The organism is Leisingera sp. ANG1 (assembly GCF_000203975.2).
Lineage (GTDB): Bacteria > Pseudomonadota > Alphaproteobacteria > Rhodobacterales > Rhodobacteraceae > Leisingera.
The window spans coordinates 136,824-162,950 of record NZ_AFCF02000005.1 but is presented as its reverse complement, the minus strand read 5'-3'; the positions used below and the strand labels follow the sequence as shown (position 1 = coordinate 162,950).

Here is a 26,127-nt window from a genome sequence, read left to right as displayed (position 1 = left end):
GCATTTCGGCAAGCACTGGCCGGTAAACAGGACCGGTACAAGACAACCACTTACAGGAACCGAAACGTGTCCTTTGAAGACCGCGCGCTGGCTGCTCAATCCACGGGCCGGGAATCGGCCTTTGCCCTTGATGAAGTGTTCTTTTCCCGCACCGATCCCCGCGGTGTGATCCAGGCCGGCAATGCCGTGTTCAGCCGGGTCGCCAAATACCCGCTGGAAAAGCTGCTGGGGGCGCCGCACAAGGTGATCCGCCACCCGGACATGCCGCGCGCGGTGTTCCAGCTGTTGTGGGATACGATCAAGGGCGGCGAAACCGTTGGCGCCTATGTCAAGAACCGCGCCAGCGACGGCAGCTATTACTGGGTTTTTGCAGTGGTCACCCCTTGCGACGGCGGCTATCTCTCCGCCCGCATCAAACCGACCAGTCCGCTGCTCAAGACAGTGCAGCAGGAATACGCCGCCCTGCGCCAGGCCGAACTGGCAGAGGAGCTGAGCCCCGAGGACAGCGCTGCCCGGCTGCTGGCCCGCCTGCGCGAGCTGGGCTTTGCCACTTACAGCGACTTTGCCGGCCACGCTTTGGCTGAGGAACTGCTGGCGCGTGATGCGGGCCTGAAACGCCCGCCATGCGCACGTCTCGCCGAACGCCGCGCAATGCATTCCACCGCCGGGCAGCTGGTGGCGGAGACCGAGGCGCTGGTGCAGGAGTTTGAATCGATGCGCACCATCCCTCATAACCTGCGGGTCATTGCCTCGCGCATCGAACCGGCCGGCGGCCCGGTGACAGTGCTGTCCCAGAATTACAGCGCCATGTCGCGCGACATGTCGGACTGGTTTGAGGCGCACGTCTGGGGCAAGGACAGCAACTTCCGCGCCATCAAGGGTACGGTAACGGCGGCCATCTTTGTCGAGGGGCTGGCCCGCATCCTGACCGAATGCGGCCATCAGTTGGAGCAGGAAGACGGCAGCGCGGCGACCGACATCACCCGCGAGCAGGGCATTCTGAGCGACCTTACCGGTATCCAGTTCAGCAAGGCGCGGAGCAGCCTGCAGGACGTCCGCTTCGAGGCCGACCGCATCCAGAAGGCGTGCCAGACCCTGCACCGCCATTTCATGGCGCTGACCACAACCCGGGTGCTGTGCAAAATCGAATGCGCCCGGCTCGGCAATGTCGGCGAGACCCTGAACACCATCATCGACGAGCTGGGGCGCTTTCAGGACCGGATCTCGGCCCGGCTGGAAAAGATCAGCGAACTCAGCACCGCGCTGGCCAGTGACGAGGGCTGAGCCTACTCCTTGGCTGCCTTCTCTGCCCAGCTCTTGCGGAAGGACGCAGGCGACTGCCCGTACCGCTTCTTGAAGCGGATCGACAGCTGGGTCGCGCTGCTGAAGCCGGTGGCGGCGGATATTTCTGCCACCGTCATGTTGGTCTCATTCAGCAGCGCCAGTGCCCGGCCCACGCGCAGGTCGATATAGAACTGCACCGGTGAGGTGCCGACATAACGCTGGAACAGCCGCTCCAGCTGGCGCCGCGAAATCTGCGCGTGCTCCGCCACCACTCCGACCTCCACCGGCTCCTCGATGGTGTCGTGCATGAACTGCATGGCGTTGATCAGATGCTGGTTGCGGCTGCTCAGCGCTACCGAATAGGCCGACTTCTGCAGCGCCTCGCGGTTGTTGGACCGGAAGTGGATGCACATGTCAGAGACAATCACCGCCAGGTCCTTGCCGTGATCTGTCTCGATCATCTCCAGCATCATGTCGGTGGCCGCATTGCCGCCGCCGCAGGTCATCAGCCCCTTGTCGATTTCATACAGGTTCGACGTCGGCTCCAGCCCCGGGAAGTACTCGGAGAACGACGGCTGGTTCTCCCAATGCAGGGTAAAGCGCTGCTCCTGCAAAAGCCCGGCCTGGGCCAAAGCAAAAGCCCCGGTGCAAATGCCGCCAAAGCGGCTGCCATGGGCATTCTGCCGCCGCATCCAGGACAGCACCTTGGGGCTGGCGCTTTCTGAGGGTTCAATGCCCGCGCAGACAAACCCGAAGCTGCCCCGCGGCAGGTCTTCCAGCGTCATGTCGGTGTTGATGCCGATCCCGTTGGAGCAGGGCACCGGTGCGCCGTCCTCGCTCAGCAGGAACCAGCGGTACAGCTCCTTGCCGGTGACCTGATTGGCAATCCGCAGCGGCTCCACCGCAGCGCTGAAGGCCAGCATGGTCAGCTTCGGCAGAAGCACAAAGTAGATATCCTTGGGCGGCCCGTCGTAATCGACCCGGAAACTGGCCGCACCCTTCGGGACAAAGCTGCGGAGTGTCATATCACTAACCTAACAGATGGGACGTTCACAGTGAAACGCGCGCCGGAGGGGAGGCTCCGGCGCGCAGGGGGGATCAGGCGGTCAGTTCCTGCACCGGCTCGCCGCTGTCCTCCCAGGCCGCGATCTCTTCGTCGCTTGCCTTGGGCGAGAACAGCCCGGTCATCGCATAGAAGATGCCGATGAGCGGTGACAGCCAGCAGGCAAAGGCCAGCGGGATGTACAGCAGGTTCTCGAAGTTGCCGTCGGCAATCCCCAGCGCCAGAGCCGAGATCACAAAGGCGCCGCCCGCGTTCCAGGGGATCAGCGGCGACACCAGCGTGCCGCCTTCCTCGATGGCGCGCGACAGGTTCAGCGGCGAGTACTTCATGCCGCGGTAAACCGGCGCATACATCCGGCCCGGCAGGGCAATCGACAGATACGGATCACCCGCCACGGTGTTGGTCGCAACCGAGGTCAGAATGGCCGAGGTCTGGATGCCGGCAAAGCTCTTCACCCGCGCAATGATCACCCCGATGATCGCCTGCAGGCAGCCGGTCCGCTCCAGCGCGCCGCCGAACCCCAGCGCCAGCAGCACCAGCGAGATCGTCCACATCATCGACTGGATGCCGCCGCGGTTCAGCAGCGGGTCGATCTCGGCCACGCCGGTGTCGATGGAATACCCGCTGTTGGCGAATGTGAAGGTCTCATGCAGACCCGCGCCCTGGCACGCCATCGCCATGATGCCGCCCACGACCGCACCGGCAAACAGCGACGGGATCGGCGGCTGTTTCTTCACCGCCAGCACGATGACCAGAAGCGCCGGCAGCAGCATCAGCGGCGAAATCCAGAAGGCATTGTCCAGCGCCGCGGTGATCGCGTCGATCCGCTCAAACGACACTTGCGAGGTGTCGATCAGCGTGAATCCCACCACCAGGTAGATCGCCAGCGCAATCAGCATCGACGGCACGGTGGTCGGCAGCATGTTGCGGATGTGGTCGAACAGGTTGGTGCCGGTGACGGCGGGTGCAAGGTTGGTGGTGTCCGACAGCGGCGAGATCTTGTCGCCGAAGAACGCGCCGGAAACCACCGCGCCCGCGGTCCAGTACATCGGAATGCCAAAGCCTGCGCCAATCCCCATCAGCGCCAGGCCGACGGTGCCGACGGTGCCCCAGGAGGTGCCCAGCGACACCGACACGATGGAGCACAGCACCATGCCCGCAGCCAGGAACAGTTCCGGCGACAGGATTTTCAGGCCGTAATAGATCAGCGTCGGCACCGTGCCGCTGGCAATCCAGATGCCGACGATCATGCCGACGGTGATCAGGATAGACACCGACGGCAGCGAGATGTTGATGACGTGGAACACGCCCTCTTCGATATTGTCCCACTTGTGGCCCAGCTTCAGGCCGACCAGCGCGGTGATGGCGATGCCGATCGCCAGCGGGATATGCGGGGTGAAATCCCCGAAGTAGAACAGCTGGATGCCCAGTACCAGCAAGGTCAGCAGGATCGGCAGCAGCGCCAGTCCGAGACCGGGTTTGGCAATATTCGGATCAGATGGTGACACGGGGTTTCTCCTCCCTTTGGTCAAAACGCCTGACTTTGGCGGATGCGGATACACACCAGAGAACGCCGCCGGGGACTCGATGCCAGCGCGCCGGAATCCACAGATATTGCGACATTCGGGAAGAATGGCCTCTTTCGGGGATTTTCGGATGATAGGAGGGAATATTCCCCTCATGGCACACCGGGCCAATGCGCCAGGAAGGGGGCAGCCCTGGCCTCAGCACTGCAAGAAAGGCCATAGGCACCGCGGCTTTTCGGCTGGTTTCTGGATTATACCGCTGTATGACTTACTCTGAGAAACGGGCTAACGGCTTGGGAACCGGAATGAAACGACTTCGCAATCCCCGCACCGGCGTCGAACAGGGCGATGTTACCGTGTTCTCGGATTTCGAGGATGGCGGCGAGATGTGGACCGGAGCCGGCCCGCGGGTGCGGCGCCGGGCGGTGGAGTTCACCGCTGCCTTTGCCAGCCCGCCCGCAGTGCATGTGTCTGTGTCGCTCTGGGATATGGACACCTCCGCCGCGATCCGCGCGGAACTGGTGGCGGAAAACATCACTTGCCAGGGCTTTGATATCGTCTTCCGCACCTGGGCCGACAGCCGCGCCGCCCGCCTGCGCGCCGCCTGGCTGGCGATCGGCGAACTGCCCCACGCTGATGACTGGGACGTCGACTAAACCTCCGCCGTGATGGACCCGGCCCGCAGCAGCTTTCGAAATTTCGGGCACTCCAGATGGCTTGGCGCCGGGCAGTCCGCCACATGGCGCAGCGCGTCCTTCAGCACCGTCAGCTCGCGGATCTGCGCCTCCAGCGCATCGGCGCGGGCGTGCAGCTGGTCCCGCGGCAGATCGGGCTGGCCGTCCTTGCCGAACATGCCTGCAATCTCCTGCAGCGAAAACCCTGCCGCCTTGCCCAAGGTAATCAGCGACAGTTGCAACAGGACCTCCGGTCCGAACTGCCGCCTGAGTCCCTTGCGCCCCGCGGAGGTGATCAGCCCGATCTCCTCGTAATACCGCAGGGCAGAGGGCGCCACGCCAGAGCGTTCCGCGACCTCGCCGATATCCAGAAGTTTCATCCTTGACCTCAAGTTGACTTTAATTTGCAGGCTGCCAGCCTTGCACGGATTGAACAAGGAAAATCCCTGATGACGAGCAACAATCAAAGCCTCTGGCGGCATCCCCAGGCCATTGCGCTGCTGATGGCCGCCAGCCTTACAGTGATGGCCAACGCCACCATCAGCCCGGCGCTGGCAGGGCTGGAGCAGGAATTTGCGGAGGTGCCCGATGCAGGCTTCCTGGTACGCCTTCTGGTCACCGTGCCCTCGTTCGGGGTGATGCTGACCGCGCCGCTGGCGGGCTGGCTCACCGACTGCAAGGGGCGGCGGCCCGTGCTGCTGGCGGGGGTCTGGCTGTTCCTCCTGTGCGGCACCGCGGGGTATTACCTGCCGGACCTGCACCTGATGCTCATCAGCCGCTTTGGCCTTGGCATTGCCGTCGGGCTGATCATGACCGCGCAGACCGCGCTGATCGGCGACTATTTCACCGGTGCCAGCCGCCAGGCCCTGACCGGCCTGCAGATTTCGGCCCGCAACTTCGGCGGGCTGGTTTTCATCGGCACCGCAGGGCTGGCCGCCACCCTGTCACCGCGGCTGCCGTTCCTGATCTACGGGCTGGCCGTCTTGTGCCTTTACACCGTCTGGCGCCACGCCCCGGAATCCCGGCGCAGCACCGGCGGGGCAGTGCAGGCAGAGGCACCGGGCCACCCGGCCTGGCTGCTGCTGGTCATTGCCATCTCTGCCCTGCAGATGCTGACCAATGGCCTCTTTTTCATGATGCCGACCCAGCTGCCGTTCTTCTTTGCCGCCCAAGGCCTCGATAGCGCGCTGATGACCGGGGCCGGGCTGGGCCTCCTGTCGCTTTGCGGCGGTATCGCCGCGCTGTTCTACGGCCGGCTCAAAGCCCGTTTGCCGCATGCTGCAATCTTTGCGCTCGGCTACGGCGCGCTGGCGCTGGGCTTTGCGGTGCTGGCCCAGCAAGGAAGCGCGGCGCTGTCCCTGGCAGGCGCCATGGTTGTCGGCATCGGTTACGCCACGGTCTCCCCCGGTTTTGTTGCCATTACGCTGGCGCTTGCCCCCTCGGGACGGCGCGGCACGGCAGGCGCAATCCTCACGGCTTCGGTGTTCTGCGGCCAGTTCCTGTCGCCCTTTGCCAGCACGCCGGCCATCACACAGTGGGGATATGTCGGCGCTTTCGGTGCTGCCGCAGCCCTGCTGGCGCTGGTGGCGGCAACAGCCGCCGCCGCCCTGCACGCAGGCCGCCGCCGCGCCAGCGCCTGAAAAGCAAAAAGCCCCGCAACCGCGGGGCTTTCCAATTCGATTTAACAGCCGCCTCAGCCGCCGTTGGAATAAAGGCTCTCGTAGATCGGCACCAGCGTCTTGTCCTCGAACAGCGACGACACGGAGGTGCCATGCCAGATGTTCAGGATCGCCTGAGTAAACAGCGGCGCGGTCGGCACGATGCGGATGTTGGGCGCGTTCTTCACCGCCTCGGTCGGCTGGATCGTGTCGGTCAGCACCAGCGACTTCATCACCGAATTGCTGACGCGCTCCACCGCCGGGCCGCTCATCACGCCGTGGGTGATATAGGCGTGCACTTCCTTGGCGCCGTTGTCCAGCAGCACTTGCGCCGCCTTGCACAAGGTGCCGGCAGTATCGCACATGTCATCGACGATTAGGCAGATCTTGTCCTTCACGTCGCCGATCACGGTCATCTCCGCCACTTCACCGGCCTTCTCGCGGCGCTTGTCGACGATCGACAGCGGCGCGCTGATGCGCTTGGCCAGCTCGCGGGCGCGGGCCACGCCGCCCACATCCGGCGACACCACCATCAGCTCATCCATCTGGCCTTTGAACTGGTCCTTCACGTCCAGCGCAAAGATCGGCGAGGCATAAAGGTTGTCCACCGGAATATCAAAGAAGCCCTGGATCTGGGCCGCGTGCAGGTCCATGGTCAGGACCCGCTCGATGCCGGCACCGGTCAGCATGTTGGCGACCAGCTTGGCCGAGATCGGCGTGCGCGCCTTGGTGCGGCGGTCCTGGCGGGCATAGCCGAAGTAGGGGATCACCGCGGTGATGCGCTGGGCTGAGGAGCGGCGCAGCGCGTCGGCGATGATCAACAGCTCCATCAGGTTGTCATTGGCCGGGTTAGAGGTCGGCTGGATGATGAACATGTCCTCGCCGCGGACGTTCTCATAAACTTCGACGAAGATCTCGCCGTCGTTGAACCGCTCGACGCGGGCATCCACCAGCCCCTGGTCGACACCGCGGTGCAGGCTCATGCGGCGGGTAATGGCTTGGGCAAGAGGAAGGTTGGCGTTCCCAGCAATCAGCTTGGGTTCGTTCAAGGTCGGCATTGGCTGTGATCCCCAGGCAGCAATGGCAATGTGTCAGATTCGTGATATTGAACCCCGCTTATCATGCACTTACCCTCGCGCAAAGTTCTAAGCGGGAGAAACAGCTTTTGGTGGCACGCAGGCGCAGCCCTACAACCCCTCGTCAAAACCCGCATCGTGCAGGGCCAGCTGCATGAGCCGCGCCCCGCAGGTGTTCCATAGCAGCTTCGGCCAGGGGCCTCGGTCTGTTCTGGCGGTGCATTGCTCTCTGGCCCATTCCGGCGCCTGGCGCGGCGTGGCAGAGCAGATGGCAGAGGAAATCACCCTCACCGGTTTCGACATGCTCAGCCATGGCCGCAGCCCGGACTGGGACGGGCAGGGCAACTACCAGCTTCTGAACATGCAGGCAGGGCTTTCGCTGCTGACGGTTCCCGTGGACCTCGTCGGCCACTCCTTCGGCGCCACCGTGGCGCTCAGGATGGCGATGGCCCGCCCGGATCTGGTGCGCAGCCTCACCCTGATCGAGCCGGTGCTTTTTGCCGCCGCGCGCGACGAGGACCCCGCCGCCTTTGCCGCTTTGGAGGAGGCCAGCCAGCCGGCTGAGGCCGCATGGGAGGCAGGCGACCGGGAACTGACCACCCGTCTGTTCAACCGCATGTGGGGCACCGGAGAGGTGAAATGGCCCGATCTGCCAGCCCCCGCCCGTGCGGCAATGCTGCGCGCCATGCCAGTGGTGATGGCTAGCCGCGCGGTGCTGCATGAGGACGCAAACGGCACCCTGGCCCCCGGCGCGCTGGCTCCCGTGACGATGCCGGTGCAGATCCTGACCGGCGCCGCCAGCCCGCCCGTGATCCCCGCCATCGCCCGCAGTCTCTGTCGCCGCCTGGATGCCGCGCACACCGCGGTGCCGGGCGCGGGCCACATGCTGCCAATCACCCACGCGGCACAGACCGCAGCGTTGCTGCGCAGCTTCTGGGACCTGCACTGACCCTTTGCACCACTGCGATGGACGGGGCAGGATAGGCACCACCGCCCGCAGCGAGGAGACGGCACAGATGGCATCGAAGAAAGACCAGCTGAAAACCCTCCTCAAAGGCTTGGAGACCGGCGACCCGGCCTCTGCCGCCGTCGTGAACGAGGCGAAATACATCCAGCACAACCCGCAGACCCACGAGGGCAGCGAGGGGCTGGCGGTGCTCTTTGCCCGCCTCGCCAAGACCTCGCCCCGCGTCACCTTCAAACGGGTGTTCGAGGATGGCGATTTCGCCTTTGCCCATATCGAATACGATTTCTCCTCCCTGCGCGCGGCGTTCGAAGTGTTCCGCTTCGAGGACGGGCAGGCGGTGGAGCACTGGGACAACATCCAAACCCTGCGCGGCCCCAACCCCTCCGGACGCGGGATGCAGGACGGCGCCACGGAGATCACGGACCTGGACAAGACCGAAAAGAACCGCGCCCTGGCCCGCAGCTATACCGAACAGGTGCTGATCCAGCGGCAGCTGGACTTGCTGCCGGATTACGTTCGTGCAGACCTCATCCAGCACAACCCGGATCTGACCGACGGCCTGCCCGCCCTGCGCGAAGCGCTGTCAGCCACAGAAAACAGCACGCTCGCAATCCAGTACGAGTACCTCCACCGGGTGCTGGCAGAGGGCAATTTCGTCCTCTGCGCCTGCGAGGGGCAGCGGGGCGGCATCCACACCAGCTTCTACGATCTCTACCGCATCGAGGACGGTCGGATCGCCGAGCACTGGGACACGATCGAGGCCATCCCCCCGCGCAGCGAGTGGAAGAACGACAACGGCAAGTTCTAAGCCCGGCCCGTCCTCACCAGGGTTTCGCGCCCTGCTTGGCCCAGACGTCGGTGAAGTTGCCGTGGTTCGGCATCTTCACTGCGGGCAGGGTCTCTGCCGTCATCGCGGTGTCCGCATCAATCACCCCGTTGCGCTCCAGGATGAAGGCCGCCAGCGCATAGGTCTCGTCATCGCTCAGCGACTTCGGCGCCTCCAGCGGCATCGCCCGGCGGATGTAATCAAACAGCGTGGTGGCATAGGGCCAGTAGCTGCCTGCGGGCTTGGCCCAGACATCATTGGGGCCAACCGGCGGCATCACCGGGCCTTCGCTGCCGGTCTCCCCGTGGCAGGTGGTGCATTTCGCGGCATAGATCTCCGCCCCCTGCGCCGCGGTGCCGCTGCCTGCAGGCAGGCCGGTGCCATCGGGCTTCACATAGGTGGCATAAAACGGGATATCCGCGGCCTCCAGCGGCTGCCCCAGCCCCGGCCCTTCGGCACGGGCGGCGGCAGCAGTCAGCAGCAGGGCGGCGGTGGCGGGTTTAAAGATAGACATTCTGAACCGCTCCTTCTGCCGTGACCTGCCAGGGCTGGATGGCGTTGTAATGCAGGAAATTCGAGGCGTGATAGCGCGCCTTCCAGTCAGCGCGCGCAGGCTGCACCGCGCCGGTCTCGTCGGTGGCGCGGCTCATCAGCACCAGGGGCGATCCGTCCCAGTGCCAGGGCAGGCTGAAGCGGGTCAGCGCCTGCGGCAGCACCGGCCCGGCCAGCGCCGCCTCGGCCCAGCTGGTGCCGCCATCGGCTGACACCTCGACCTTGGCGACCTTGCCCGCGCCGGTCCAGGCCAGCCCGGAAATCTCGTAAAATCCCGGCCCGCTCATCGTCATGGTGGAGGACGGATGGGTGATGAACGACTTCACCCCCATCGCAAAGGTGAACTGGACCGAGGAGCCATCGGCCAGGATCTCGGTATATTCGCCCGATTCATCCTTGGTATGCACTGGCTCCTCCGTCACCCACAGGCTCGTCAGCCACTTGATGTTCATATTGCCCTCGAACCCGGGCAGCAGCAGCCGCATCGGATAGCCCTGCTCGGGCCGGATCCGCTCGCCGTTCTGGTAGAGCGCCAGCATCCCGTCGCTCATCACCTTCTCCATCGGGATCGAGCGCGCCAGGCTCGGCCCGTCGGCGCCCGCGGCCACCACCCATTTGCCCTCGGGCTTCACCCCGGCTTCCTCCATGAGCACGGCCATCGGGATGCCCGTCCATTCGGTGTTCGACACCAGCCCATGCAGCATGTCGCAGCCAGCCTGCATCGGCTCCGGCATCACCGCGTTGAATAGGCTGTTGCCGGCGCATTCCAGGAAATGGGTCGCCGTCACCATTGGATAGCGCTCCAGCGCGTCCAGATCGAACTGCAGCGGGCGTTCCACCAGCCCGTGGATCATCAGATGGTGGCGGGCCGGGTCGATGTCGGGCCGGCCGCCGTGATGCACCTCGTAATGCAGCCCGCTGGGGGTGATGGTGCCGCGCAACTTGTGGTGCGGCGTGCCCGACAGGCTGAAGGCCGGCGCCACGTCCTGCCAGGGTTCGATGATGGCGCGCTGCACCGCAGATTCCGCCGCCGCCGGCGCGCCATAACCGCGCGCCCTTGCGCCTGCGGCCTTGGTCCATTCCGGGATTTCCGCCTCTGCCTGCGCCATGCGCGGCTGCAGCAGCCCCGCAGCCGTCCCCGCAGCGGCTGAGGCCAGCAGCGTCCGGCGGCTCAGCAGCCCGCCGCCCGCGGCATAGTCCAGCGCCGCGCCGTCAATGGTGGATCGTGTCATTTGAATGTCCCCTCCCTTGCTGGCAAATTCTGCTCGCTCAGGGCCCCAGGACGCGGGTCTTGCCACCCGCTGCTTTCGTTACTCTACCATAAAACAGCCCGCGGCAGCAGGGGCGGCGGCAGGGGGAGAGTGGATAAACCGCGCCCCGCTGCTAATCTCTACCGCAGCACTGACTGACAGGAGGCCCCCATGCCCGGACTGGATTTCTGGTATTCGATCGGCAGCACCTACAGCTACCTAACAGTGATGCGGATCGGTGACGCCGCGGCGCAGGCGGGCATTCCGGTCCGCTGGCGCCCCTTCAACGTGCGCCATGTGATGACGGTGCAGAACAACATCCCGTTCAAGGATAAGCCGGAAAAGACCGCCTATATGTGGCGCGACATCGAACGCCGCGCCGGGCGCTACGGCCTCCATGTTCGCCTGCCCGCGCCGTATCCGCTGCCGGAACTGGTGCTGGCCAATCAGGTCGCGGCGCTGGGCGCGGCAGAGGGCTGGGGCGAGGCCTATACTCAGGCCGCTTACCGCTGCTGGTTCGAAGCCGGCCAGCCCGCGGGCGAGGACCCGAACCTCTCCGCTAGCCTCCAGGCCGCGGGCCAGGACCCGGGCAGGGTGCTGGCTGAGGCGGTGTCGGAAAAGACCGTCAAGATGCTGGCGGATGCAACGGAGGAGGCGATGGCGCTGGGTATCTTCGGCGCCCCCAGCTTTGTCGTGGCGGGGGAGGTGTTCTGGGGTGACGACCGGCTGGAGGACGCGCTCCTCTGGGCGCAGGGCAAGCGCTGACCGCAGCCCTGCTTGCGGTCAGAGCAGCGACAGGAACGCCCGGATGTCCTCCTCCGGCACCGACCAGTCGCAGACAAACCGGGCGGTGACCATCTCGTTCTCCGGCCCCTGCAGCAGCCCGTCCCAAAGGTGATAAATGGCGCCGGCGGCGAACAGCTCCTGATGCTTGCGGCGGGGCAGGGCGGCAAAGATCATATTGGCCTGCGCCGGGTGGGTGAAATGCGCGCCCGCTGCCTTCAGTCCCTCGGCCAGCAGCGCGGTCTTGGCATTGGCGGCGCGGGCGTTCTCCAGCCACAGATCGTCGCTCAGATAGGCCAGCATCTGCGCCGACAGGTAACGGTGCTTGGAAAACAGATGCGCACCGCGCTTGCGCCGGTACTCGAACTCCTGCGCGTGGCGGGGATCAAAGAAGATCACCGCCTCTACCCCCATGCAGCCGTTCTTGGTGCCGCCGAAGGACACCGCATCCACGCCCGCCTTCCAGGTCATCTCCGCAGGCGTGCAGCCCAGCGACACCAGCGCATTGGTAAACCGGGCGCCATCCATATGCACCGGCAGCCCGTATTCCTTGGCTGCACCGCAGACCGCCTGCAGCTCCTGCAGGCTGTAGACGGTGCCGAACTCAGTGACCTGCGTCAGCGACACCGGCCCCCGCTGCGGCCCGTGCACGCCGCGGGTCTCCTCACCCTCGATGGCGGCGCGCAGCCCTTCGGAGGTCATCTTGTCCGCCTCCGTCACCAGCGTCAGCTTGGCGCCTCCGCTGTAAAACTCCGGCGCGTTGCATTCATCCATGTTGATATGGGCGGGCTTGGTGCAGAACACCGTCTGCCAGGGCTGCGCCAGGGTGGACAGCGCCAGCACATTGGCCGCGGTGCCGGTGGCCACCAGATAGACCGCCGCCTCAGGTGCCTCGAAAATCTCCCGGATCCGCTCCGTCACCTCTGCCATCTCAGCGTCAGAGCCATAGCCCATGGCATAGCCCTGGTTGGCCCGCGCCAGCGCGTCGAGGATCTGCTGCGGCACCGGGCCGGAGTTGTCGGAGGCGAAATGCATCAGCGAAGTCCCTTGATCTGCTAGAGGTATTGCCTAGCAGTAGGCAGTTCCGGCGCCGATGCCAAGCCGCCCCGGCCCGGCGGGTTCAGAACATCCGCGCAAACAGCAGCCCCAGCCCGATGCCGGCAAAAGTCCCGACCGTGGCCCAGACCGTCAGCTGCTTGCCCAGGTGATACTGATGCCAGGCCTGGATCTCCGCGGCCTGCTTGCCGCTCAGCCCCAGGGTCGAAAGGAACGCCTTGGCCTTATAGGCTTCTTTCTCGCTGAAATAGGTGCCGTGCTCGAATGGCATTTGCTGCCCTCCTTGTGGGAAACCCGCTTGGATTCCCCCATCATGGCGGCGGGGCGGCGCGTATTGCAACCTGAAATTGTATTTCTGTTTAACAGTCCCGCAGCGCCGCAGGCTCAGCCGGTCGGCTCGTCGATGATGTGGTCTTCCCACTCATCCTCGGCAATCTCAAACTCCGACACCGTCCAGCCGCGCACCGAAACACCCGCCTGATGCACGCTCTCGGGGGTGCCGGTCAGCAGCGGGTGCCATTCCGGCAGCGGCTTGCCCTGCCATAAGAGGCGGTAGGCGCAGGTCTGCGGCATCCAATAGGCGTGGGTGTCCAGATTGTCCGGCTTCAGCACGATGCACTCGGGGATGAACTGGTGCCGGATCGGATACTGGGCGCAGCGGCAAGTGCTGTCATCCAGCAGACGGCAAGCGACCCGCGTGAGGGCAACCTCGCCGGTCTCCTCATCCTCCAGCTTGTTCAGGCAGCATTTGCCGCAGCCGTCGCACAGCGCTTCCCATTCCTTCTGGGTCATCTTATCCAGCGGCTTCTTCTCCCAGAAGCGCTGGCCAAGGCCGGAGCGGTCGATCACGTCTTTTGCAGGTTTCATAGCGCCGCCAGTATGTCACGCGCCTCGGCGCAATCCGCGTCCATCTGCGCGATCAGCGCGTCCAGCCCGTCAAACTTCATCTCCGGCCGCAGGAAAGCCACCAGCCCCACCGACAGCGTCGCGCCGTACAGGTCGCCGGAGAAGTCGAACACGAAGGTCTCGATATTCGGGACCACGCCGCCGAACATCGGCCGCACCCCGACAGAGGCAGCGCCGTGGTAGCTGCCCTTATGCGGCCCGTCCAAAACATCGACCAGCACCGCATAGACGCCAAAGCACGGCTGATGCAGCCCGTCGATCGACATGTTGGCGGTGGGAAACCCCAGCTCCCGCCCGCGCTGCTCGCCGCCGATCACGGTGCCTTCGATGCGGTGCCAGTGGCCCAGCATCTCCTTGGCATCCGCCGGGCGGCCCTCGCTCAATGCATTGCGGATCGCGGTGGAGGACACCGCGTGCTCGGAATATTCCATCAGGGGCGCAATGGTGACGCCAAAACCGTACTGTGCGCCAAAGTGCTGCAGGTCCCCGGCATCGCCCGCGCGGCCCTTGCCGAAACAGAAATCGGCGCCGACGACCACATGCGCCAGCCCCAGCCCTTCAAAGATCACGTCGCGGGCAAACTCCTCCGGTGTCAGGCTCGACAGGGCGGTGTTGAAGTTCAGCTCATACAGCCGCTCCACCCCCAGCTTCTCCAGCCGGTGGGCACGGGTCTCGGCCCGCATCAGCCGGAAGGGCGGCGCATCCGGCGCAAAGTACTCGCGCGGGTGCGGTTCAAACGTCATCACCCCCAAGGGCGCCCCGGGGGCGGCCTTGCGGGCCAGCTCGATCACCGACTGATGGCCCAGGTGCACGCCGTCGAAATTGCCGATGGCAACAGTGGCGCCCCGGTCCTGGTCTTCGACGAATTCATAATCTCTGACGATACGCATGGCGCATGCCTATCTGCACCCGCGCGGCGGTTCAAGCGGCCAGTGGCAGAGCGGGAGGGCAACAGGGCATGACCTGCCCGAAGGGCAGCAGCGCGTGCCTTGCTCCGGGCATAGTCTGTTTGTTGGGAAACCGTAGCTCAATGCCTGGCTCTGCGGGTAATCCCGAGCCGTCAATGACTGTGAACCCTGCGCGGTCCGGCCCGGTGTTCGACGTCTGCAAACGCGGCTGAAAAACCGGACAAGGAAAACCGTGCCGTCCGGTGCACATAGGGGTCATCGAACAAGTAGTAATGAATTTCGCCTGTTTTGCCGCTCAAGTACTTCTTAAGGGTCTTCTTTGTCAGCCCCAGCTGAATGAGGCACCGCGATTTCTGGCACACGGTATAATCATAGCCCAGCAGAGTGCCGCCATCTATTGATATTGTAATCCCAGGTTTCAAAAGAGCGTTTCCCGGCACCGTGATTTCGAGCCCCGCCGCGGCTTCGCCTGCCTGAACGGGAAAGCCGCTGATCTCGATGGTATCCTTACCAGCTGCACGCAGTTTCTGAGTAGCAGAGCATTCTCCGGTTTTCCTATCACAGAGCACGCTCCAATTGCTGTGCTTCGCAACCTGCTTGGGTTTCGCTTGGCTGGCCGTTGCAAGAACAACCATGGCCGTGGCGGCTACCAGAACTTTAAACATACTTCTTTCCATTGAATTGGCTGAATGCGGTGCACAGTAACTGGTGGCGAAACAGGTGCAAGGCGATAGGGACTGCAAAGTGGCAGGCGTTGCGCCCCCACCGTACGCTCCCTTCACGCAATCCTCACGCCCTTCTGCCACACTCCCAAAAGATCGCGATCCCCCGCCATGGCTCCGCGCATGGGCCATGATACGAGGCGCAGGCATCTTTGGGCTGCCTGCGCGACACCCCGGAGACCGGCCCTGATAAAAAGGGGGTCGTCCAGGATATCCTGTCCGAGCAGGCCCCCGGCGGGGTCTGTCCACCTCCACCCGGCGGCGCCGCCCCCTTAACTGGGACACAGCGCAACACCCGAACGGAACGAAAGAAACAACAGGCACGGCAAGAGAAAACCGCCAAGGGCAGAGGCCCCCGGCGGCTGAAACTGCTGCGCGCACCGCGCACACCGCGCCTGCGCTTCTTTCTGGTCCGAAATACCCAGGGGGTGAGCGCCAAAGGCGCGAGGGGGCAACGCCCCCTGTCCGGGCTCGGCCTCTGCCTCAGTCGAACTTGCGCGATGGCGCCATCACCATGGCCTCGCCCACCAGCACCTTCTTGCCATCCACGATGCAGCGGCAGTCCAGCTTGACCCGGCGCTTGTCGATCACGATGTCGGTGACCTCGACCTCCGCCAGCACCAGGTCGCCCGGGCGCACCGGCGCCAGGAACTTCAGCGACTGGCTCATGTAGATGGTGCCGTGGCCCGGCAGCTGCTCGCCAATGACGGCTGAAATCAGCCCGGCGGTGAGCATCCCGTGCGCGATCCGGCCCTCGAAAATGGTGTCCTGGGCGTAATCGTCATCCAGATGCACCGGATTGCGGTCGGTTGACACCTGGGCGAACTTCTCGATGTCCTCATCGGTGATGACTTTGCGCAGGTAACGCACCATGCCCATCTCGATGTCCTCGATGCAGATGGTTCCGCGCGGCATGTTGTCCAACATTTCATCCTCCGTTCGCCCGGTCCTGATCGTGCTGCTTGACCGTTTGGCGTTGTAACTTTTGCGCGCCAGCGTGACGCCTTGCGCAACTTTATTACTTTGCAACTGCAGAAAATCAAGAAGTTTCTGACAAAAGAAAACCCCGCCCAAAGCGGGCGGGGTTGCAAGGCATAGTAAGCTGGAAGGGGTGCCGGCCGCTGTATTTACCGCAGGAAACCAATGGCATAGCTGGGTGCGGACTGCTCCTGCGCCAGATAGGCTTCCAGTGCCTCCGGGTCCGGCTGGACTGATGTCTTTGTCTCTCTGGCTGCAAGCCCGCCGGTGATGAACAGGGAATCGATGCCTTCGCCCATGGCGCCGGCAATATCCGTATGCGGCCCGTCGCCGATCGCCAGGACCTCGGAATCGGCAATCCCAGGCGCCACCTCCTGCAGCCGCAGCCGGGCCAGGTCATAGATCGGCGGGTGCGGTTTGCCGAAATACAGGCTCTCGCCGCCCATCTCGGTATACAGCTTGGCCAGCGCCCCCGCGCACCATTCCCGTTTCTCGCCGCGGTCGACGATGATGTCAGGGTTGGCGCACAAGAGTTTCATCCCCATCTGCTTGGCATAGAGGAAATCGGCCCGGTTCACCTCCGGATCCGCCATGGTGTCGAAAGGCCCGCAGCAGACGATGCCCTCGGCCTCCTTCAGCGGCACCCGGGTGATCTCCACCGGGTCATGGATCACGTGCAGCGGCTCGAAAAAGCCCGCATCGCGCTCCCACTCACCCATGAAGTAGACCTTGTTGCCCACGGCACCGGTGAACATCGCCGCCCGTGCGCTGTCGCCGGAGGTGGAGATCGTGTCATAGGCATCATCCGGCACGTTGAACTGGCCCAGCTGCGCCGCCACGCCTGCGCGCGGTTTCGGCGAGTTTGTCACCAGCACCACGATGCCGCCCGCCGCGCGGTAGGCCTGCAGCGCCGCCACCGCATCGGGAAAGGCGGTGATGCCGTTGTGCACACAGCCCCAAAGGTCCACGAACAGCGCCTTGTAGCGGCTGGAAACTTCGGAAAGGGAATTGATGATCTGGGTCATGTCCGGGCCTTCGCGCGTGGGGTCTTTGCCGCCAGCTATGGCAGAGACGGCCGCAGAAGGCCAGTGGCCCGCGCGCCCCGGAGTTGCCGCCGTTCCGTTCAGCTACCGTTAAAAAGCTGCATCAGCCCTGCAGATTTTTCAAAAAATTAACTCGGGTGATTTTCTCTGACGCAAAACAACCTTGTGGTGATCTTGTCATGTTTCGCAGTCCGTCCATTTTTCGCACGATGTCCCTTAAACGCCGCCTGCTGCTGTCTGGTGTCATTGCAATGTCCTCGGTTCTGATCCTGGCCGCGGTGTCGCTCTTCAGCCTGTGGCAGAGCGAGCTGAACCTTGAACGGCAGATCAACGTGACCCAGGCGGTCCGGCATGAGCTGACGGCGGACATCGCCCACAGCCATATCAACGCGGCAGTGGTCTCGGCGGTGGTGCTGGGACAGGACGGGGCTGAGGACCGCAAGGCACAGCTTCAGGCCGCGATCGGGGAAGAAGCGCAGAAGTTCCGGTCCGAGATGGACGCCCTGCACGCGCTGGAACTGCCGGAGCATATCCGCGGCATGGTGGCCTCGCTGCTGCCTCTGGTCGACGGTTTCAACAACACCGGCGCGGAGGTTGCGGCGCTGGCCTTCACCAATACGCAGGACGGTGCCGACGCGCTGCCGGCCTTCCAGTCCTATTCCGCCAATATCTCCGAAAAACTGTCCAAGTTGGGTAAGGCGATCAAAACATCGGCGTCCGCAACCGCGATTGAAGCACGCCAGTATAATTATAACCTGCTCTATCTGGTGCTGGGTATTTCGGCGGTTGCAACGGTCATCATGGCCCGCAATTCCCGCAAGGTGACGCTGACCATCACCCGGCCGATCGAACGGATGCGCGCCGCCCTGCGCGAGGTGGCAGAGGGCGACTTCAGCCTCAAGGTTGCGGACCGGATGCGAGCGGATGATTTCGGCGAGATTGCCAAGGACATTGATGCGGTCTCTGGCCGGGTGGTCAAGGCGCTGGAGGAGCAGAACAAGCTGCGCCAGGAAGGCGAGGCAGTGATCGAGCGCTTGCGCCAGGCGCTGCAGCATCTGGCAGAGGGTGACTTCAGCGACCAGATTGCTGAACAATTCGGGGCCGATTACGATCCGCTGCGGGTGAATTACAATGAGACCGTCGACAAGCTGAATGAGCTGCTGTCCAAGGTGGTGCAGGCCGGCGGGCGGCTGAACAGCCAGGCGGATGGCATCCGCACCGCGGCAGAGGATCTGTCGCAGCGCACCGAAAGCCAGGCGGCGACACTGGAGCAGACCGCCGCGGCGCTGGAGCAGATGACGGCCAGCGTCAATTCCTCGGCCCAGAACGCGCAAGAGGTGCAGGGCGCGGTTGAGGCCGCCCGCGCCGATGTGGAGCGCAGCGGCGAAGTGGTCGAGGGCGCGATTGCGGCGATGAACGAGATCGAGAATTCCTCCAACCAGATCAGCCAGATCATCGGCGTCATCGACGATATCGCCTTTCAGACCAACCTGTTGGCGCTGAATGCCGGCGTCGAGGCCGCCCGCGCGGGCGAGGTCGGGCGCGGCTTTGCAGTGGTTGCGTCCGAGGTCAGGGCGCTGGCGCAGCGCTCCTCTGACGCGGCGATGGAGATCAAGACGCTTATCAGCGCCAGCTCCGGCCATGTGCAGGACGGCGTCCATAAGGTGGATGGCGCCGGCAAGGCGCTGGAGACCGTGGTCACCCAGGTCAGCCGCATCACCGAACTTGTGGCCGGCATATCGCGCCAGTCGGCAGAACAGGCGCAGGGGTTGAACGAGATCAATATCGGTGTCGCCCAGCTGGACACGGTGACCCAGCAGAACGCCTCGATGGTGGAGGACACCGGCTCAGCCATCCGCGCCATGAGCGGCGAAACCGTGGAGCTGAACCGCATGGTCGGCCAGTTCGTGCTGCTCGACCGCGCCCGGCCGGATGCGCTGGACACGCAGGTGAAGCCCGGGCCGGCAGACATGGGCAAGCAGCAGCTGGACACGGAGACGGTCTATGAAGAGGCCATGGCGGCAAGCCTGGAAGAAGACCGCTGGGAGGACTTCGGCGATGAAGGCGCAACCTGGTCCGGCAAAGAAAGCGAACCGGCTGCCCGCTCCGCCTGAGGCAAGCCGCTGGAATAACCTGGCGTGAGTAAGAGCCCGGCCTCCGTAAGGAGGCCGGGCCTTCCGCATTCACAGCCTCTGGTGTAGCCTGCGCCCTGAACTTCAATTTTTTCAGGCGCTTGATGCAATTTATTGAACGGTCTTTCATGGGGCTGAGGTCCGCCCGCCATGTTTTCAAAAGCGCCGCACACCCGGCAGAGGTGACCCTGTTCCCGATGCTGCATATCGGCGAGGCCGGGTTCTATGACGCGGTCTACCGCGACGCGCTGGACCACGATGTTCTGCTGTTCGAGGGTGTGAAATCGCCGGTCGGACAGAATTTGACCCGGTCTTACCGCTGGCTGCACGGCAACCGCCTGGGGCTGGTGACGCAGCCCAAACTGCCGGCCGGAGCGGGCCGGGCAGAACGCATTCACGCCGACGTCACCCAGGCGGAGTTCGAGGCAGCCTGGAAGACGCTGCCGCTTGCCATGCGTGCACTCTGCTTCGTCTATGCGCCTTGGATCGGGCTGCGCCGGCGCTGTTTCGCCACCCGGGACAGCCTGTCGCGCGGGCGCAATGTGGATGACCTCAGCACGCGCGAAAGCAGCCTGTCCTGGGATACCGAAGAAGCCCTGCTGCGCGGCGTGTTGCTGCATCAGCGCGACACGCGCCTTTGCGAAAAGCTGGCGGATGTGCTGGACCGGGATCAGCCGCTTTCCATCGCTATCGTCTATGGCGCCGCGCATATGCCTGCGGTGACGCGGATGCTGGCGGATTACGCCGGCTTCCGCCCGGCGGGCAGCGAATGGATGACGGTGTTCGGGCTGGACTGACGGCACGCCTAAAACGCCGGCACAAACGAAAAAGGCGCCCCGCGGGCGCCCTTTTTTAAGCTTGGCCAGAAGGCGGATCAGACCTTGAGGTTCGGAATGATCTGCTTCTTGCGGGACATGATGCCCGGCAGCACCACGGTGTCACCGGCCGCATCGGCGCCAAAGGACTTGGCGGCAACGGTTTTCACCAGGTCGTTCGGCACCAGCAGGGTGGCTTCTTCGTTCAGGATGTCGACCACGAACAGCAGCACCTGATCAACGCCGTCCTCGGCCGCGACAGAGGTCATCGTGTTCATCAGCGAGGCCTTGCGGTCCAGCACCACGCCCGGCGCGGTGGTTTCCAGAACGGAGACGCGGAACTTGGTGCCGTCGACCTCGTATTCCTTCGAGTCCATGCGGATCAGCTCCGCATCGGAGAAGGAGGAGACGTCGGATTTTGCGGCAAACATCTCGGCGGCATATTCGGAGATGTTGATGCCCAGCTCACCCGCCAGCTTCTCGGCCACGGCCTTGTCATGCGCGGTGGTGGTGGGGGAGCGGAACTCCAGCGTGTCGGACAGGATGCAGGTCAGCGCTGCGCCCTTGACGGCTTCCGGCATCTTGGCGGCATCGTCGCCCATCAGGTCGTGCATGATGGTGGCGGTGCAGGCCAGCGGGCGGATGGTGATGTCGATCGGGCCTTTGGTTTCCAGGCCGCCGACCAGCTTGTGGTGGTCGATGATCGCCTGCACGTCGGCGCCGTTGATGTTGGCGGGCAGCTCTGCCGGGTTGTTGGTGTCGACGATGACAACCGCCGCGTCGTCAGCCACATCGGCGATGATTTCCGGCTTTTCCAGGCCCCAGCGCTGCAGCATGAAGGCGGCTTCGGTGTTCGGCACGCCCAGCAGCTTGGGCGCGGCGGCCACGCCTTTCACCTCGTTCAGGTACCAGGCCCAGACAATGGGGGAGCCGGTGGAATCGGTGTCGGGGGATTTGTGGCCGAAAACTTGGATGGTCATGGGGCTGTCCTGTTCGTCGAAAGAGTCGCAAAGGCGGGATTTGCGCGCCTTATAGGGCTGGCGCGCAAGCTTGTCACCCCGCAGCTGCTGCAATGCGGCGTTGTGCCTGAAGGAAGGCTCAGGCGAACATGTCCGCCGTTCCTGGATCCCGCTCCGCCAGGGCTTCCCCGTGGCCGGGATGCCGGGCAAACGCCCTGACGTTCCGGGCGTGGTCCGGGTGGCGGTCCTGCATCCGCCCGGCCAGCGTCAGCAGCATCTGGCGGTTGCGCTGATCCAGCGCGCCAAGCTCCTCCAGAAGGAACTCATCCGGTTCCTTTTCTGCCATCATTTCCAGCGCCGTAAAGGCCGGATAGCAGCCGCTGAGGCTGCAATGGGCGCTGCATAGAACCGCAATTTCCGAAAGGGTGTTCGCGGCATCAAGGCCCGCCAGGGCAGCCTCTGCGATGTTTGGCGCGGCTGCCAGGAACCAGCGTTCCAGACTGGCGAGCAGGCCCATGTCTTCAGGGCTCAGATGCTCCGCAGCAGTCAGCCAGTCTTGCGCGTGCCGGCTGGCATCCAGAGACAGGCCGGTCAGCCGCCGCTGCGGGTTCGGCGCGTCCTCCCAGTCATCGCTGTTTGACAGCGCGCAGCTGACAGTATGCGAGAAAAAGTAGAGGTTATCGAGGGTTCTAGGGGCCAGATCCCACAGCCACGGCAGGGCGGCGTAGGTCAGCGGATAGAGGGTTTCCTGATGGTGCAGCTGATCCCAATAGAGCGCATTTGCGGCGTCCTGGTCCCAGCCGGCTGCCAGCGCCTGCAACTGCTGCGGCCCGGACTGGTTGCCGTAGGGCCCGTACAGCCGGGCCCAGATCGGATCGGAGAAGGGGATTTTGGCCATGTGCAGATGTCTTTGTAAAACAGTGTCTTGAGGCGCGGCCTCAGAATGGCGCGCGCTCCAGCGTGTAGCCTGCCTGCTGCAAGAGGTTCAGAACGCCGGTCTCACCAGGCAGGTGCAGCGCGCCGGCGGCGACCACGATCAGGTCGCCCTCCGCCGCCTCGATCACCGGGATCCAGGCGCGGTTGCGGTTGTCCAGCATCGCCTCCATCGACTCCTGCCAGATCCGGCGGGTTTCCTCAGGCGGCAGCGCGTCGGATTGCAGGAAGTCGCGCTCATAGATGGTGAAATAGGTCAGCGCCTGCTCGTCGAAATAGCTTTCGATCATGGTGAAAATGGCGTCCTGTTCACCGCCCAGCAGGGTTAGATAAGCCCGCAATTGGCGGACCTGCTCCTCCAGCGGCTCGCTGTTGAAGACCTCAAACAGGGTCATCGGGCTTTCCAGCGCGCGGGTTTCGGTGCCGGCTTCATCGGCGGCCTGCTCCAGCCGTTTGTCGAGGCCGCGGGTCCGTTCGGGTGACGTGCGCAGGCAGGGCGGCACCGCCATCGAGACGGCCAGGAACCAGGGCCGCATCTTAGCGGCCATCCAGGGGGCGACGCCATTGGCGCGGGCCTTGGCCGCCAGGTTGTCCCATTCGGCAGGCGGCAGCCGGTCGATCAGGCTGGGGCCTTCGGTGATCAGGGTCAGCGACGGGTCGCGGCCGATGGCGGCCATCAGCTCCGCCTCTTCGCGCTTGGTGCCCTCCAGCAGCAGCAGGTCGGCCTCGGCAATCACAGGCTTCAAGGCAGCGGTCACCGAGTCCAGCCGCGGGTCGTTGATGTGCATGGTGCCGATCACATGCAGGGTGCGGCTGCCGCGCCGTGCAATCCAGTGGTTGCCTTCGGCAAAGGGGGCGGCGGCGACCTCGGCGTCAATGGCGGCGCGGTCGCTGGCGCTCAGCGCCAGCCGCTGGTCAGTGCCGGAGCAGGCGGCCCAGAGCGAAGCAGGCAGCAGCAGGAAGACAAAGGCGAGAATGAAACGCATGAAGAAATGTCCTGAAACGTGAATTGAATGGCAGGTTTGCCGCAGCCTACCACGGGGCGCGGGCCAGGCTGAAGCCCTGTGCCTTGAGCAGGTTCAAGAGGCCGTTTTTGCCTGGCAGATGGGCGGCGCCGACGGCAATCACAAAGCGCTCCTGCCGGGCGGCGCCGATCACCTTCATCCAGCGGATGTTGCGCTGGTCCAGCAGGCGGCGGTTGTACTGGTCCCAAAGCCGCGTGGTCTCGGCATGGGTGAAACTGCTGTACTGGGCGCTGATCCAGGGGGCGAGCACGAAGGAGGTCCAGACACTCTGGTCGAAATAGGCCTCAACCGGGGTGGCGTCCTCTGGCTTGTCGGACTGGATCAGCTGCAGCTCCAGCTCCAGCATCCGGGCCTGGTCACGCAGCGGCATTCCGGAGATGGCCGCCAGCGCCTGCTCCGGGGTTTCCAGGGCACCCAGCGGGATCCGCTTGCGGGCGGCGAAATCGGCGATCCGGTCGTCCAGCCCGCGGCGCAGGCCAAAGCCGTAGGGGCGGCAGCCGCTTTGCACCAGGAACATCGAGATTGCCCAGGGCTGCATCCGGTTCATGGTTTCCAGATTGGCGCCGGTGACCTGGGCGGTCAGCTTGAAGCGCTGCCAGGCATCGGGGGCCAGCAGCTGGCGCAGCTCGCGGCCCTGCGGCAGCAGGAAGCTGCGCGCCATCGCGGGCGGCATCCGGTCCAGCCGCTCCATGTCCTGATCGGAGGTTTCCAGGTAAATCGCCTGCGCCGAGGCCAGCGCCGGGCGCAGGGTGCGCATCACCTTGGCCATGCGGGCGTCGCCGCCATGCATGGTGCCGATCACATGGATGGTGCGGCGGCCCTTGGTGGCGACCCAGTGGTTGCCTTGGGAAAACGGGGTTGCGGCCATTTCGCGGTCGAGCTGCGCCTGGGTCGCGGGCGGCAGGTGGTCGCGGTAGTCGATGCCGCGGCAGGCGGCAAAACCGGCGGTGGCCTGCAGCATCAGCGCAAGTGCCAGTGCAATCCGTTTCATCACGCGCCCTTTCCCCGGGGTTTCCGAACTTTTGGCCTGAACTTAAGAGCCTAGGGCGGGGCAGGGGCGGCGGCAATGTAAAACCCTGCGTTGCCCCGTAAAACCGGGCGGCGGATTGCCAAGCCGCGCGCTTCCTGCCAGTCATGGGGCATGGAACGCGAGGATCAGCTTTATGCGCCGGTGAAGGCGCTGCTGGAGGCCCAGGGCTATGCCGTCAAGGGTGAGGTGGGCGCGGCCGATGTGGTGGCTGTGCGCGGCGCTGAGCCGCCGGTGATTGTCGAGCTGAAGCTGAAGTTTTCGCTGTCGCTGTTCCACCAGGCCATCGCCCGGCTGGCCATCACCGACCATGTCTATATCGCGGTGCCAAGGCCCGGCGGGCGGCAGGCGCGGCGGATGATGAAGGACAATCTGGCGATGTGCCGGCGGCTGGGGCTGGGGCTGATCACGGTGCTGGCGGACGGGCGGGCAGAGGTGCATTGCGATCCCGGCCCTTATGCGCCCCGCAAGTCGAAGAAAAAGCAGGCGCGGTTGTTGCGCGAATTCCAGGCCTTGCGCGGCGACCCCAACGCGGGCGGCGCCACCCGGCATGGCATTGTCACCGCCTACCGCCAGGACGCGCTGGCCTGCGCCGCGCATCTGGCCGGGGCGGGCGCTTGCAAGGGGGCGGAGGTCGCCAAGGCCACCGGCGTGGCGCGGGCCACCCGGCTGATGGCCAGCAACCACTATGGCTGGTTCGAACGGGTGGCGACCGGCATCTACCAGCTGACCGATGCGGGCCGTGAAGGGCTGGTGCATTGGGCGGAGAGCTGGGAGGGGAAGTGATGTGGCGGCTTTGTGCTGTTGCGGGCTAATGCGTTCAGTTGTGTACAGCCCCTATTTTGCGGGAAATTGTCGCCACTTGAGTTAATCAGATTCATGTCAGTTGCATTTTTTCCCTGTTGAGCGCGGGGCCCTGTCAGCCGATGACTGCCCCAGCTTTGCACAAGGGGAGAGAGCAATGGCAGATCAGGACATTGACCGGCTTCAGGACCGGCTGCGGGCGCAGCGGGTCTCTTTCGACAAGATCCCGGTGATCGACATCAGCGCGCTGAACACGGGCGGCAGCCTGTTTGAGGTCGCCAAGGAAATCCGCTGGGCGCTGACCAACGTCGGCTTCTTCTATGTGAAGAACCACGGGGTGCCGGAGGCGGTTGTGAACGGCGCCTTTGATGAAACCCGGGCGTTCTTTGACCTGCCGCTGCAGGACAAGATGGACCTGCATATCTCGAAATCCGGCCTGGCCCTGCGCGGCTATATCGAGATTTTCGGCGAGAACACCGACCCCAAGAAGACCAAGGATCTGAAGGAATGTTTCGACATCGGGCCGGAAGGCCCGGCCGGGGACGCGCCGTTCTTTGGCCCCAACCTGTGGCCCGCGGCGCGGCCGGAATTTGAACGCGCGGTCTATGGCTATCATCAGGAGATGAAGGGGCTGGCGCAGCGGCTGATGCGGGCGATTGCGGTCAGCCTGGATCTGGAGGCGGATTTCTTTGCGTCTAAGATGCAGAACCCGATCACCATCCAGCGGCTACTGCACTACCCGCCGCAGGAAGGGCAGATCGACGAGAGTGTAATGGGGATCGGCGCCCATACGGATTACGGCAGCCTGACCATCCTGGCGCAGGATGATGTGGGCGGCTTGCAGGTGATGAACCGCGACGGCCAGTGGGTCGAGGGGCCGCCGATTGCCGGGTCATTTGTCATCAATATTGGCGACCTGATCCAGCGGCTGACCAATGATCTGTATCTTGCCAACCTGCACCGGGTGGTGAATGCCTCGGGCCGGGAGCGTTATTCGATTCCGTTCTTCATTGACGCCGATGCGGACGCCGTATTCCAGCCGCTGGACAGCTGCGTCAGTGCGGATAACCCTGCGCGCTATGAGCCGGTGACCTGCGGCGCGCATAAATTCGGCCGCTTCAAGGACAGCTTTCCGCACCTGAAAGACAAGGCTGCATAAG

Annotated in this window: 27 protein-coding genes; 10 read left to right on the top strand and 17 right to left on the bottom strand. The window is 64.4% G+C overall.

The window, feature by feature from the left end:
* Positions 1–66: 66 nt before the first annotated feature.
* Positions 67–1,284 (top strand): PAS domain-containing protein, encoded by a 1,218-nt coding sequence (locus GC1_RS09280; RefSeq protein ID WP_019298633.1) that lies wholly within the window; start codon positions 67–69, stop codon positions 1,282–1,284.
* Between the two features lie 2 nt (positions 1,285–1,286).
* Here GC1_RS09280 and GC1_RS09275 read toward each other — a convergent pair whose 3' ends face one another.
* Both GC1_RS09275 and nhaC read right to left on the bottom strand, forming a co-directional pair.
* Complete coding sequence (locus GC1_RS09275; protein ID WP_019298634.1) at positions 1,287–2,309, bottom strand: GlxA family transcriptional regulator; 1,023 nt, start codon at positions 2,307–2,309, stop codon at positions 1,287–1,289.
* 73 nt (positions 2,310–2,382) lie between these two features.
* The gene (gene nhaC / locus GC1_RS09270) at positions 2,383–3,855 is read right to left on the bottom strand and encodes a Na+/H+ antiporter NhaC (RefSeq protein WP_019298635.1); all 1,473 of its coding nucleotides are present in this window, start codon (positions 3,853–3,855) and stop codon (positions 2,383–2,385) included.
* Between the two features lie 323 nt (positions 3,856–4,178).
* On the opposite strand from nhaC, the gene GC1_RS09265 reads away from it, so the two are divergent.
* Positions 4,179–4,529 carry an H-type lectin domain-containing protein gene (locus GC1_RS09265; RefSeq protein ID WP_019298636.1) on the top strand — a complete coding sequence of 117 codons (351 nt, stop codon included), beginning with the start codon at positions 4,179–4,181 and terminating at the stop codon, positions 4,527–4,529.
* On the opposite strand, the gene GC1_RS09260 is transcribed toward GC1_RS09265, so the two are convergent.
* Entirely contained in the window at positions 4,526–4,927 is a 402-nt protein-coding gene (locus GC1_RS09260) for a helix-turn-helix domain-containing protein (RefSeq protein ID WP_019298637.1), read from the bottom strand. The genes GC1_RS09265 and GC1_RS09260 overlap by 4 nt on opposite strands.
* A gap of 69 nt (positions 4,928–4,996) precedes the next feature.
* On the opposite strand from GC1_RS09260, the gene GC1_RS09255 reads away from it, so the two are divergent.
* Positions 4,997–6,187 carry an MFS transporter gene (locus GC1_RS09255; protein ID WP_019298638.1) on the top strand — a complete coding sequence of 397 codons (1,191 nt, stop codon included), beginning with the start codon at positions 4,997–4,999 and terminating at the stop codon, positions 6,185–6,187.
* A gap of 53 nt (positions 6,188–6,240) precedes the next feature.
* Here the strand turns inward: GC1_RS09255 and GC1_RS09250 are convergent, their stop codons facing one another.
* Entirely contained in the window at positions 6,241–7,263 is a 1,023-nt protein-coding gene (locus tag GC1_RS09250; protein WP_019298639.1) for a ribose-phosphate pyrophosphokinase, read from the bottom strand.
* Positions 7,264–7,435: 172 nt separating this feature from the next.
* Here GC1_RS09250 and GC1_RS09245 point away from each other — a divergent pair, with 172 nt between their 5' ends.
* Both GC1_RS09245 and GC1_RS09240 read left to right on the top strand, forming a co-directional pair.
* Positions 7,436–8,230: an alpha/beta fold hydrolase gene (locus GC1_RS09245; protein ID WP_019298640.1), complete on the top strand. Its 795-nt coding sequence runs from the start codon at positions 7,436–7,438 to the stop codon at positions 8,228–8,230.
* A 67-nt stretch (positions 8,231–8,297) separates the two neighbouring features.
* Positions 8,298–9,056 carry a nuclear transport factor 2 family protein gene (locus GC1_RS09240; protein ID WP_019298641.1) on the top strand — a complete coding sequence of 253 codons (759 nt, stop codon included), beginning with the start codon at positions 8,298–8,300 and terminating at the stop codon, positions 9,054–9,056.
* Between the two features lie 13 nt (positions 9,057–9,069).
* On the opposite strand, the gene GC1_RS09235 is transcribed toward GC1_RS09240, so the two are convergent.
* Positions 9,070–9,588 carry a c-type cytochrome gene (locus GC1_RS09235; protein WP_019298642.1) on the bottom strand — a complete coding sequence of 173 codons (519 nt, stop codon included), beginning with the start codon at positions 9,586–9,588 and terminating at the stop codon, positions 9,070–9,072.
* Positions 9,575–10,858, bottom strand: coding sequence for a sulfite dehydrogenase (gene soxC, locus GC1_RS09230; RefSeq protein ID WP_019298643.1), 1,284 nt, complete (start codon positions 10,856–10,858; stop codon positions 9,575–9,577). The genes GC1_RS09235 and soxC overlap by 14 nt, the downstream gene beginning before the upstream one ends.
* Before the next feature lie 189 nt (positions 10,859–11,047).
* Here soxC and GC1_RS09225 point away from each other — a divergent pair, with 189 nt between their 5' ends.
* Positions 11,048–11,641: a 2-hydroxychromene-2-carboxylate isomerase gene (locus tag GC1_RS09225; protein ID WP_019298644.1), complete on the top strand. Its 594-nt coding sequence runs from the start codon at positions 11,048–11,050 to the stop codon at positions 11,639–11,641.
* Between the two features lie 18 nt (positions 11,642–11,659).
* Here GC1_RS09225 and GC1_RS09220 read toward each other — a convergent pair whose 3' ends face one another.
* The 7 genes from GC1_RS09220 to GC1_RS09190 all read right to left on the bottom strand — a co-directional run bounded on the left by GC1_RS09220 (position 11,660) and on the right by GC1_RS09190 (position 17,254).
* Positions 11,660–12,694 carry a threonine aldolase family protein gene (locus GC1_RS09220; RefSeq protein ID WP_019298645.1) on the bottom strand — a complete coding sequence of 345 codons (1,035 nt, stop codon included), beginning with the start codon at positions 12,692–12,694 and terminating at the stop codon, positions 11,660–11,662.
* 85 nt (positions 12,695–12,779) lie between these two features.
* Positions 12,780–12,986 carry a hypothetical protein gene (locus GC1_RS09215; RefSeq protein WP_019298646.1) on the bottom strand — a complete coding sequence of 69 codons (207 nt, stop codon included), beginning with the start codon at positions 12,984–12,986 and terminating at the stop codon, positions 12,780–12,782.
* A 113-nt stretch (positions 12,987–13,099) separates the two neighbouring features.
* Positions 13,100–13,582 carry a YcgN family cysteine cluster protein gene (locus GC1_RS09210; protein ID WP_019298647.1) on the bottom strand — a complete coding sequence of 161 codons (483 nt, stop codon included), beginning with the start codon at positions 13,580–13,582 and terminating at the stop codon, positions 13,100–13,102.
* The gene (locus GC1_RS09205) at positions 13,579–14,511 is read right to left on the bottom strand and encodes a bifunctional riboflavin kinase/FAD synthetase (RefSeq protein ID WP_019298648.1); all 933 of its coding nucleotides are present in this window, start codon (positions 14,509–14,511) and stop codon (positions 13,579–13,581) included. Before GC1_RS09205 ends, GC1_RS09210 begins: the two co-directional genes overlap by 4 nt.
* A gap of 170 nt (positions 14,512–14,681) precedes the next feature.
* Positions 14,682–15,194, bottom strand: a complete 513-nt coding sequence (locus GC1_RS09200) for an invasion associated locus B family protein (protein WP_019298649.1) — start codon at positions 15,192–15,194, stop codon at positions 14,682–14,684.
* Between the two features lie 540 nt (positions 15,195–15,734).
* Positions 15,735–16,178, bottom strand: a complete 444-nt coding sequence (locus GC1_RS09195) for a MaoC family dehydratase (RefSeq protein ID WP_019298602.1) — start codon at positions 16,176–16,178, stop codon at positions 15,735–15,737.
* Positions 16,179–16,378: 200 nt separating this feature from the next.
* Entirely contained in the window at positions 16,379–17,254 is an 876-nt protein-coding gene (locus GC1_RS09190; protein ID WP_019298601.1) for a TIGR01459 family HAD-type hydrolase, read from the bottom strand.
* A 197-nt stretch (positions 17,255–17,451) separates the two neighbouring features.
* Here GC1_RS09190 and GC1_RS09185 point away from each other — a divergent pair, with 197 nt between their 5' ends.
* Both GC1_RS09185 and GC1_RS09180 read left to right on the top strand, forming a co-directional pair.
* Positions 17,452–19,386 (top strand): methyl-accepting chemotaxis protein, encoded by a 1,935-nt coding sequence (locus GC1_RS09185; RefSeq protein ID WP_019298600.1) that lies wholly within the window; start codon positions 17,452–17,454, stop codon positions 19,384–19,386.
* Between the two features lie 122 nt (positions 19,387–19,508).
* Positions 19,509–20,201 (top strand): hypothetical protein, encoded by a 693-nt coding sequence (locus tag GC1_RS09180; protein ID WP_019298599.1) that lies wholly within the window; start codon positions 19,509–19,511, stop codon positions 20,199–20,201.
* A 77-nt stretch (positions 20,202–20,278) separates the two neighbouring features.
* On the opposite strand, the gene GC1_RS09175 is transcribed toward GC1_RS09180, so the two are convergent.
* From GC1_RS09175 to GC1_RS09160, 4 genes are all read right to left on the bottom strand, one after another.
* Positions 20,279–21,199 carry a manganese-dependent inorganic pyrophosphatase gene (locus GC1_RS09175; protein ID WP_029205088.1) on the bottom strand — a complete coding sequence of 307 codons (921 nt, stop codon included), beginning with the start codon at positions 21,197–21,199 and terminating at the stop codon, positions 20,279–20,281.
* A 118-nt stretch (positions 21,200–21,317) separates the two neighbouring features.
* Entirely contained in the window at positions 21,318–22,076 is a 759-nt protein-coding gene (locus tag GC1_RS21910; protein ID WP_019298597.1) for a hypothetical protein, read from the bottom strand.
* Between the two features lie 40 nt (positions 22,077–22,116).
* Positions 22,117–23,097 (bottom strand): TraB/GumN family protein, encoded by a 981-nt coding sequence (locus GC1_RS09165; RefSeq protein WP_019298596.1) that lies wholly within the window; start codon positions 23,095–23,097, stop codon positions 22,117–22,119.
* Between the two features lie 46 nt (positions 23,098–23,143).
* Entirely contained in the window at positions 23,144–24,127 is a 984-nt protein-coding gene (locus GC1_RS09160; RefSeq protein ID WP_019298595.1) for a TraB/GumN family protein, read from the bottom strand.
* A 150-nt stretch (positions 24,128–24,277) separates the two neighbouring features.
* Between GC1_RS09160 and GC1_RS09155 the strand changes: the two genes are divergently transcribed.
* Together GC1_RS09155 and GC1_RS09150 are read left to right on the top strand one after the other, a co-directional pair.
* Complete coding sequence (locus GC1_RS09155) at positions 24,278–24,949, top strand: DUF2161 domain-containing phosphodiesterase (protein WP_019298594.1); 672 nt, start codon at positions 24,278–24,280, stop codon at positions 24,947–24,949.
* A gap of 175 nt (positions 24,950–25,124) precedes the next feature.
* On the top strand, positions 25,125–26,126 hold the full coding sequence (locus GC1_RS09150; RefSeq protein ID WP_019298593.1) for an isopenicillin N synthase family dioxygenase: 1,002 nt from the start codon (positions 25,125–25,127) through the stop codon (positions 26,124–26,126).
* Position 26,127 lies beyond the last annotated feature (1 nt).

Bases quoted from the DNA above. Each gene is read 5' to 3' on its own strand.
- GC1_RS09210 (WP_019298647.1), bottom strand. From the start codon at position 13,582: ATGAAACCTGCAAAAGACGTGATCGACCGCTCCGGCCTTGGCCAGCGC.
- GC1_RS21910 (WP_019298597.1), bottom strand. From the start codon at position 22,076: ATGGCCAAAATCCCCTTCTCCGATCCGATCTGGGCCCGGCTGTACGGG.
- GC1_RS09220 (WP_019298645.1), bottom strand. From the start codon at position 12,694: ATGCATTTCGCCTCCGACAACTCCGGCCCGGTGCCGCAGCAGATCCTC.
- GC1_RS09265 (WP_019298636.1), top strand. From the start codon at position 4,179: ATGAAACGACTTCGCAATCCCCGCACCGGCGTCGAACAGGGCGATGTT.
- GC1_RS09215 (WP_019298646.1), bottom strand. From the start codon at position 12,986: ATGCCATTCGAGCACGGCACCTATTTCAGCGAGAAAGAAGCCTATAAG.
- GC1_RS09205 (WP_019298648.1), bottom strand. From the start codon at position 14,511: ATGCGTATCGTCAGAGATTATGAATTCGTCGAAGACCAGGACCGGGGC.
- GC1_RS09160 (WP_019298595.1), bottom strand. From the start codon at position 24,127: ATGAAACGGATTGCACTGGCACTTGCGCTGATGCTGCAGGCCACCGCC.
- GC1_RS09275 (WP_019298634.1), bottom strand. From the start codon at position 2,309: ATGACACTCCGCAGCTTTGTCCCGAAGGGTGCGGCCAGTTTCCGGGTC.
- GC1_RS09225 (WP_019298644.1), top strand. From the start codon at position 11,048: ATGCCCGGACTGGATTTCTGGTATTCGATCGGCAGCACCTACAGCTAC.
- GC1_RS09245 (WP_019298640.1), top strand. From the start codon at position 7,436: ATGAGCCGCGCCCCGCAGGTGTTCCATAGCAGCTTCGGCCAGGGGCCT.
- GC1_RS09190 (WP_019298601.1), bottom strand. From the start codon at position 17,254: ATGACCCAGATCATCAATTCCCTTTCCGAAGTTTCCAGCCGCTACAAG.
- soxC (WP_019298643.1), bottom strand. From the start codon at position 10,858: ATGACACGATCCACCATTGACGGCGCGGCGCTGGACTATGCCGCGGGC.
- GC1_RS09240 (WP_019298641.1), top strand. From the start codon at position 8,298: ATGGCATCGAAGAAAGACCAGCTGAAAACCCTCCTCAAAGGCTTGGAG.
- GC1_RS09165 (WP_019298596.1), bottom strand. From the start codon at position 23,097: ATGCGTTTCATTCTCGCCTTTGTCTTCCTGCTGCTGCCTGCTTCGCTC.
- GC1_RS09255 (WP_019298638.1), top strand. From the start codon at position 4,997: ATGACGAGCAACAATCAAAGCCTCTGGCGGCATCCCCAGGCCATTGCG.
- GC1_RS09150 (WP_019298593.1), top strand. From the start codon at position 25,125: ATGGCAGATCAGGACATTGACCGGCTTCAGGACCGGCTGCGGGCGCAG.
- GC1_RS09260 (WP_019298637.1), bottom strand. From the start codon at position 4,927: ATGAAACTTCTGGATATCGGCGAGGTCGCGGAACGCTCTGGCGTGGCG.
- GC1_RS09235 (WP_019298642.1), bottom strand. From the start codon at position 9,588: ATGTCTATCTTTAAACCCGCCACCGCCGCCCTGCTGCTGACTGCTGCC.
- GC1_RS09200 (WP_019298649.1), bottom strand. From the start codon at position 15,194: ATGTTTAAAGTTCTGGTAGCCGCCACGGCCATGGTTGTTCTTGCAACG.
- GC1_RS09250 (WP_019298639.1), bottom strand. From the start codon at position 7,263: ATGCCGACCTTGAACGAACCCAAGCTGATTGCTGGGAACGCCAACCTT.
- GC1_RS09185 (WP_019298600.1), top strand. From the start codon at position 17,452: ATGTTTCGCAGTCCGTCCATTTTTCGCACGATGTCCCTTAAACGCCGC.
- GC1_RS09175 (WP_029205088.1), bottom strand. From the start codon at position 21,199: ATGACCATCCAAGTTTTCGGCCACAAATCCCCCGACACCGATTCCACC.
- GC1_RS09180 (WP_019298599.1), top strand. From the start codon at position 19,509: ATGCAATTTATTGAACGGTCTTTCATGGGGCTGAGGTCCGCCCGCCAT.
- GC1_RS09195 (WP_019298602.1), bottom strand. From the start codon at position 16,178: ATGTTGGACAACATGCCGCGCGGAACCATCTGCATCGAGGACATCGAG.
- GC1_RS09155 (WP_019298594.1), top strand. From the start codon at position 24,278: ATGGAACGCGAGGATCAGCTTTATGCGCCGGTGAAGGCGCTGCTGGAG.